A 6,010-nucleotide genomic window follows, 5' to 3' on the forward strand; every position below is an offset into this window, starting at 1 on the left:
TACAATACATCTTAATTTATATCATAACATTTCATACGTAAAATCACGGGCGAGTTGAAAATAATGAGAAAAACTTGGCTACTCGTCAAGTCCTAATGGCGAAAGCCCTAGTTTTTCACATACTTTAACTCTTTAAAAAAGTTAAACATTCTTAAAGTATAAATACAAAAGTAGCCGGAGGAAAACATTCCATCCGACTACTTTATTAATTATCATGCAGTTTCAAATTGCCCTGTCGAAGCAATATAAAATTCTCCATCTTCGTTCACATCTATTTCAACAGATTGACCATTCGCAATAGTCCCCTTCAGTAACTCTTCAGATAAGAAATCTTCAACATTCTTTTGAAGTGAACGGCGTAACGGTCTTGCGCCGTACTCTAAATCCATACCTTCATTCGAGATTTTCTCGATTGCGGCATCAGAGAGCGTGAAGGCAATTTCGTGTTCTTTCAAACGCTCTTGCAGCTGTTGAACCATCAATGAAACAATCTTCTTGATATGTTGTTCTTCCAGTGAGTGGAAGACGATCGTTTCATCAACACGGTTCAAGAATTCAGGACGGAATGCTTTCTTCAATTCATCCATCACTTTTGATTTCATCTCTTTATAGTCCGCTGTTGAATCACCCATGCTAAATCCAACATACTTTTCTTTCTTCAGTTCATGTGCACCAACATTTGAAGTCATAATCAGTACAGTGTTTCTGAAATCGACGACGCGCCCTTTAGAATCTGTCAATCGACCATCCTCTAATACTTGCAACAGAATGTTGAATACTTCTGGGTGCGCCTTCTCAACCTCATCTAGTAAAATTACTGAATACGGTTTTTGGCGGACTTTTTCAGTCAACTGGCCACCTTCTTCATATCCTACATAACCTGGAGGTGAACCAACTAATCGAGACGTTGCATGTTTTTCCATGTACTCAGACATGTCGATACGAACCATTGCATCTTCATCACCGAACATAGATGAAGCTAAAGCTCGCGCTAATTCAGTTTTACCTACACCCGTTGGCCCTAGGAAAATGAAGGAACCAATCGGACGCTTCGGATCTTTCAGACCGGCTCTTGCTCTACGTATCGCTTTCGATACTGCAACTACGGCTTCATCTTGGCCGATCACTCGGTCATGCAAGGTTTCTTCAAGATTCAGAAGTCGCTCAGTTTCATCTTTAGCGAGTCTAGAGACAGGAACCCCAGTCCATGTGGAAACGACATGGGCAATGTCTTCAACCATAACTTCTGAGCTTTCTTGACCTTGTTTTTCTTTCCATTTTTCTTTCGTTTTGGTCAACTCATCTTTAAGTTTTTGTTCTTTATCTCTTAGAGATGCTGCTTTTTCAAACTCTTGGCTTTGTACTGCGGCATCCTTTTCTTTCTTAACTTCTTCTAGACGTTGCTCCAATTCTTTTAGATTCGGCGGAGCAGTATAACTTCTTAAACGAACTCTAGAAGCAGCCTCATCAATCAAATCAATCGCTTTATCTGGTAAGAAACGATCCGTAATATAACGGTCTGAGAACCTAACAGCACTTTCAATTGAATCATCTGAGATTGTCACTCGGTGGTGAGCTTCATAACGGTCTCTCAACCCTTGTAAAATTTGCACTGACTCTTCAGGTGTCGGCTCATCAACTTGGATCGGTTGGAAACGACGCTCCAGAGCAGCATCTTTTTCAATATATTTTCTATATTCATCAAGCGTTGTTGCACCTATACACTGAAGATCTCCACGTGCAAGTGCAGGTTTAAGAATGTTCGATGCATCGATTGCACCTTCAGCGCCACCTGCACCAATTAACGTGTGTAACTCATCGATGAAAAGAATGATATTTCTTGCTTGGCGAATCTCTTCCATCACTTTTTTCAGACGATCTTCGAATTCACCACGGTATTTAGTACCCGCAACAACTGTACCCATATCAAGAGTCATTACACGCTTATCGCGTAAGATCTCAGGAACTTCATTGTTTACGATTTGTTGAGCAAGCCCTTCAGCAATCGCTGTTTTACCTACACCAGGTTCCCCAACTAGTACCGGGTTATTTTTACGACGACGACTTAATACTTGGATTACTCGTTCAATTTCCTTACTTCTGCCAATAACCGGGTCAATATTTCCTTCTTGCGCTACGACTGTTAAGTCTCTAGCTAAAGAGTCTAACGTTGGTGTACTCGCATTATTCGATTGTTTCTGATTGCGTTGGTTTGAAGTGGATTCGTTGCTTCCTAGTAACTGAAGCACTTGTTGGCGAGCTTTATTCAAGCTAACGCCTAAGTTATTGAATACTCTTGCAGCTACGCCTTCACCTTCACGGATAAGTCCGAGAAGTATGTGTTCAGTACCTACAAATGAGTGATTCAACTTGCGAGCTTCATCCATAGACAACTCAATCACTTTTTTTGCACGAGGTGTGTAATGGATGGTTTGGCTTGTGTTCGTACCTTTTCCAATAAGTTGCTCAACCTCTTGCTGTATCTGATCAGAAGAGACATTTAATGATTGCAACGCCTTCGCAGCAATCCCTTCACCTTCCTTAATCAAACCTAATAAAATATGTTCAGTACCTATATTGTTGTGGCTAAGTCGAATTGCTTCTTCTTGCGACAATGCTAATACTTTTTGAGCTCTCTCAGTAAATCTTCCAAACATCATTTATGATTACCTCCCTTTATTATCCTTCTAATTTTAGTCGTTCGCGTATTAAATTTGATCGGAAAACATCTCGCTCGCGTGGCGTCAATGTTTTCTTTGCATAGTGTTGCAGAAATCCTGGCTGGGTCAATACCATCAGCTCATTCAAAATATTCTTCGGTATTTCTTTAATCAAACCTAAATCTATTCCTAATCGTAAATCCGATAAACATTTAGCGGCTTCTTTTGATTCAATCACTCGACTATTTGCAAGAATACCATAAGATCTGAAAACACGGTCTTCTAACTGTATACCCGATTGGTTCTGAATCCATTCACGCGCTTTTCGCTCGCTAGCAATGACTTGCTTCACAACACTGCGTAGATCCTCTACAATATCCTCTTCTGATTTACCTAAGGTTGTTTGATTCGATATTTGATATAACTGACCAAGGGCTTCGCTACCTTCACCATATATCCCTCTGACCACCAACCCTAATTTGTTGATTTCAGGGACAATCGAACTCATTTGGTTCGTCATTGATAAGGCTGGTAAATGCATCATGACTGAAGCTCTTAGACCTGTGCCGACATTCGTAGGACAACTTGTTAAATACCCTTTGGACTCATCAAATGCGTATTTCACTCTTTCTTCGACCCAGTCATCAAGATCCAGTGCAGTCTTCAGAGCAGTAGACAATTCAAAGCCTGGATAATATAGCTGTATTCTTAGATGGTCTTCCTCATTCACCATGATGGAAGCTTGCTCGTTTTGAGAAATCAGCGCCGCACCAGTTTCATTGTTCTCTGCAAGGTTAGGGCTGATTAAATGTTTTTCAACCAAAACCCTTTTTTCAACCGGCTCAAGCTCTGACATACGCACCAACTTCATTTGTTTAAAGTCCTGAAATGATTGGTTTGTAAGCTCCTGATCCATGTATTCTAATACTTTATTCAAAGAATCTTTATCACTACTAGTCGGAAAAGGGACCTGCTCTAAATTTCGCGCCAATCTAATGCGGCTACTTAACACAATGTCATTGTCTTCACCTTCATTACTCATCCAAGGACTAATAGCATCATTAATGAAATCCTTAAGCGACATTATGAATCACCGCCTTTTTGTTGAGGATTGTTTATTTCTTCATGAAGACTTCTGATTTCATCACGTATTTTTGCAGCCTCTTCGAATTCTTCTTGTTGAATCAGCTGTTGAAGTTTCTCTTTCAATTGGTTTAATTCTCGTTCCTTGTGTAACTTTCCTCCTAAACGTTTTGGTACTTTACCAACATGTTTAGTATTGCCACTGTGGACACGTTTAAAGATAGGGTCCAAATAAGCTTCAAATGCCTTGTAACAATTACTGCATCCGAATTTTCCCTTACTTCTGAACTCCTCATACGACATACCGCAGCGGTCGCACACTAAGCTTCTAGAAGGATGTACTTTTTGTTTTTGATTTAGATTTTGATCAAACGGAAACATTCCAGTCAGAAATTGATGAATCGACATACCACCATTTGGTAAACCCATGTTTCCATCCTGACTAGCGCAATCTTGACATAAATGGATTTCGGATTTCTCACCATTAATCACTTGTGTGTAATGAACAGCTGCATCATTTTCCTGACAGCGTTGACATTTCATGCTTGACCCTCCCAATCAATCTAGAATCTTTATGGTCATTAATAATTCTTTGAAAATTTTAGCTCTAAGTTCATCCCGAGCAGGTAGTGGTATTGATAAAATTTGACGATGCATTATTTTGGACATCAACCTTGCTTCACGCGCTGTCAGCAACTCTTCTTCATACAACCTTTCAATTAAGTCAAGGCTGGCTTGCTGACTTAATTGTTGATTACTTAATAACATCATTTCGTCAATAATTTCTGCCTTCGATTTTGGAGTTAGGCGGATAATCCTTATATAGCCACCACCACCCCTTTTACTTTCAACAATATACCCTTTTTCCACTGTAAAACGCGTTTTTATAACATAATTGATTTGAGATGGTACACATTCAAATTGGTCTGCAATTTCACTTCTCTTTATTTCTATTACATCTCCATTGCTTGATTGAATGATTTTTTTAAGATAATCCTCTATGATGTCAGAAATATTTCGCAAGGTGCACCCCCTCCTCACTAGAATGAATCAATTTATTTTGATCTTAATTTGACTTTGACTATCTTTGACTATAATTTTATTATACTCATTTTCTATTGTGATGCAAAGGGATTTGCTTCAAACATAAAACTTTTTCAAAAGATGGTTCTCAAACAACCTTAACGACTGATATGGCTGGGTTCTACAAGTATTCATCAGTTGAAAATAAATGCATTTACACAATATATTCGAATGAGCGAAAATTAAAAAAGCCTCCATTTTCATGGAGACTTTTATCTTTCGTATACATAGGTTACATGTTCTAATTGACTAATACTATCCAAAATATCATTTTTACTGAATTCCTGATTTTTCTCTAATTCAAGGTATACATTTCTTTGGTCATTACCTTCGGATTCAATCTCTAATCGTTTGATAAGTAATTCAAATTCATCAAAAATATCAAGCACTTTCCCAATGTGAACATCTTTTCTGATCATCAGATGAATAAAATTATCTGACTTCTTTTTAGTGAAATGTTTTTCAAATGAATTTAGGAAAATTAAACTTAGTAACACTACAATTGTTGCTAAAATAGCTAGAGGGTACATTCCTGCTCCCACTACTAATCCTAAGCCTGCAACTGTCCATATTGAAGCCGCAGTTGTTAATCCTCTAATTGTTACCCCATGGACCATGATAGTACCTGCACCAAGAAAACCAATTCCACTAATAACATATGAAGGGATTCTGGCCGGATCAAATCTTATCGTGTCATATTGGGTTATATAAGCTTCAAATCCATAAATTGAAAGAAGCATCATAATGCACGCTCCGACTCCTACCAGTATATGAGTCCTAAAACCTGCAGAATGCTTTTTCAGTTCTCTTTCAAAGCCGATCAATCCACATAATAAGGTAGCCAATAATGTCCTAAGCAACATTACATCGAAATTTTCCCCTAAAAATTCTTTTAGAAGCTCCATAGCTATTCCCCATCCTTAATTTGTTAAGTACTGAATCAATTTTTTAGGTCTTATAATTCTTATTCAATAAATATTAATTTTATAAGATTATCTAGAATTATACAAATAAATATCTTATGATAACCGGTTAAAACAGTATTTCGTTACAAGAAAAGCCAAGAAGATATTGTCTTCTTGGCTTGTTTCGATTGCCCGGCAGCGTCCTACTCTCACAGGGGAAGAACCCCAACTACCATCGGCGCTAGAGAGCTTAACGGCTGTGTTCGGCATGGGAACAGG

Annotated in this window: 5 protein-coding genes and 1 rRNA gene; all 6 read right to left on the bottom strand. The window is 38.4% G+C overall.

The window, feature by feature from the left end; all coding sequences use genetic code 11:
- Positions 1-212: 212 nt before the first annotated feature.
- Positions 213-2,660: an ATP-dependent Clp protease ATP-binding subunit gene (locus CEY16_RS14790; RefSeq protein WP_101332836.1), complete on the bottom strand. Its 2,448-nt coding sequence runs from the start codon at positions 2,658-2,660 to the stop codon at positions 213-215.
- A 19-nt stretch (positions 2,661-2,679) separates the two neighbouring features.
- On the bottom strand, positions 2,680-3,744 hold the full coding sequence (locus CEY16_RS14795; RefSeq protein ID WP_101332837.1) for a protein-arginine kinase McsB: 1,065 nt from the start codon (positions 3,742-3,744) through the stop codon (positions 2,680-2,682).
- Positions 3,744-4,286, bottom strand: coding sequence for a protein-arginine kinase activator protein McsA (locus CEY16_RS14800; RefSeq protein WP_101332838.1), 543 nt, complete (start codon positions 4,284-4,286; stop codon positions 3,744-3,746). Before CEY16_RS14800 ends, CEY16_RS14795 begins: the two co-directional genes overlap by 1 nt.
- Positions 4,287-4,301: 15 nt before the next feature.
- Positions 4,302-4,766: a CtsR family transcriptional regulator gene (locus CEY16_RS14805; protein ID WP_101332839.1), complete on the bottom strand. Its 465-nt coding sequence runs from the start codon at positions 4,764-4,766 to the stop codon at positions 4,302-4,304.
- A 272-nt stretch (positions 4,767-5,038) separates the two neighbouring features.
- On the bottom strand, positions 5,039-5,731 hold the full coding sequence (locus CEY16_RS14810; protein ID WP_101332840.1) for an MgtC/SapB family protein: 693 nt from the start codon (positions 5,729-5,731) through the stop codon (positions 5,039-5,041).
- A 190-nt stretch (positions 5,732-5,921) separates the two neighbouring features.
- Positions 5,922-6,010: ribosomal RNA gene (gene rrf / locus CEY16_RS14815) — 5S ribosomal RNA — on the bottom strand; the annotation flags it as partial.

The sequence above is a fragment of the Halalkalibacillus sediminis genome (assembly GCF_002844535.1).
In the GTDB taxonomy this organism is placed as follows: domain Bacteria; phylum Bacillota; class Bacilli; order Bacillales; family Alkalibacillaceae; genus Halalkalibacillus_A; species Halalkalibacillus_A sediminis.

Excerpts from the sequence above, each read along its gene's own strand:
- CEY16_RS14790 (WP_101332836.1), bottom strand. The coding sequence starts at position 2,660 with ATGATGTTTGGAAGATTTACTGAGAGAGCTCAAAAAGTATTAGCATTG.
- CEY16_RS14795 (WP_101332837.1), bottom strand. The coding sequence starts at position 3,744 with ATGTCGCTTAAGGATTTCATTAATGATGCTATTAGTCCTTGGATGAGT.
- CEY16_RS14800 (WP_101332838.1), bottom strand. The coding sequence starts at position 4,286 with ATGAAATGTCAACGCTGTCAGGAAAATGATGCAGCTGTTCATTACACA.
- CEY16_RS14810 (WP_101332840.1), bottom strand. The coding sequence starts at position 5,731 with ATGGAGCTTCTAAAAGAATTTTTAGGGGAAAATTTCGATGTAATGTTG.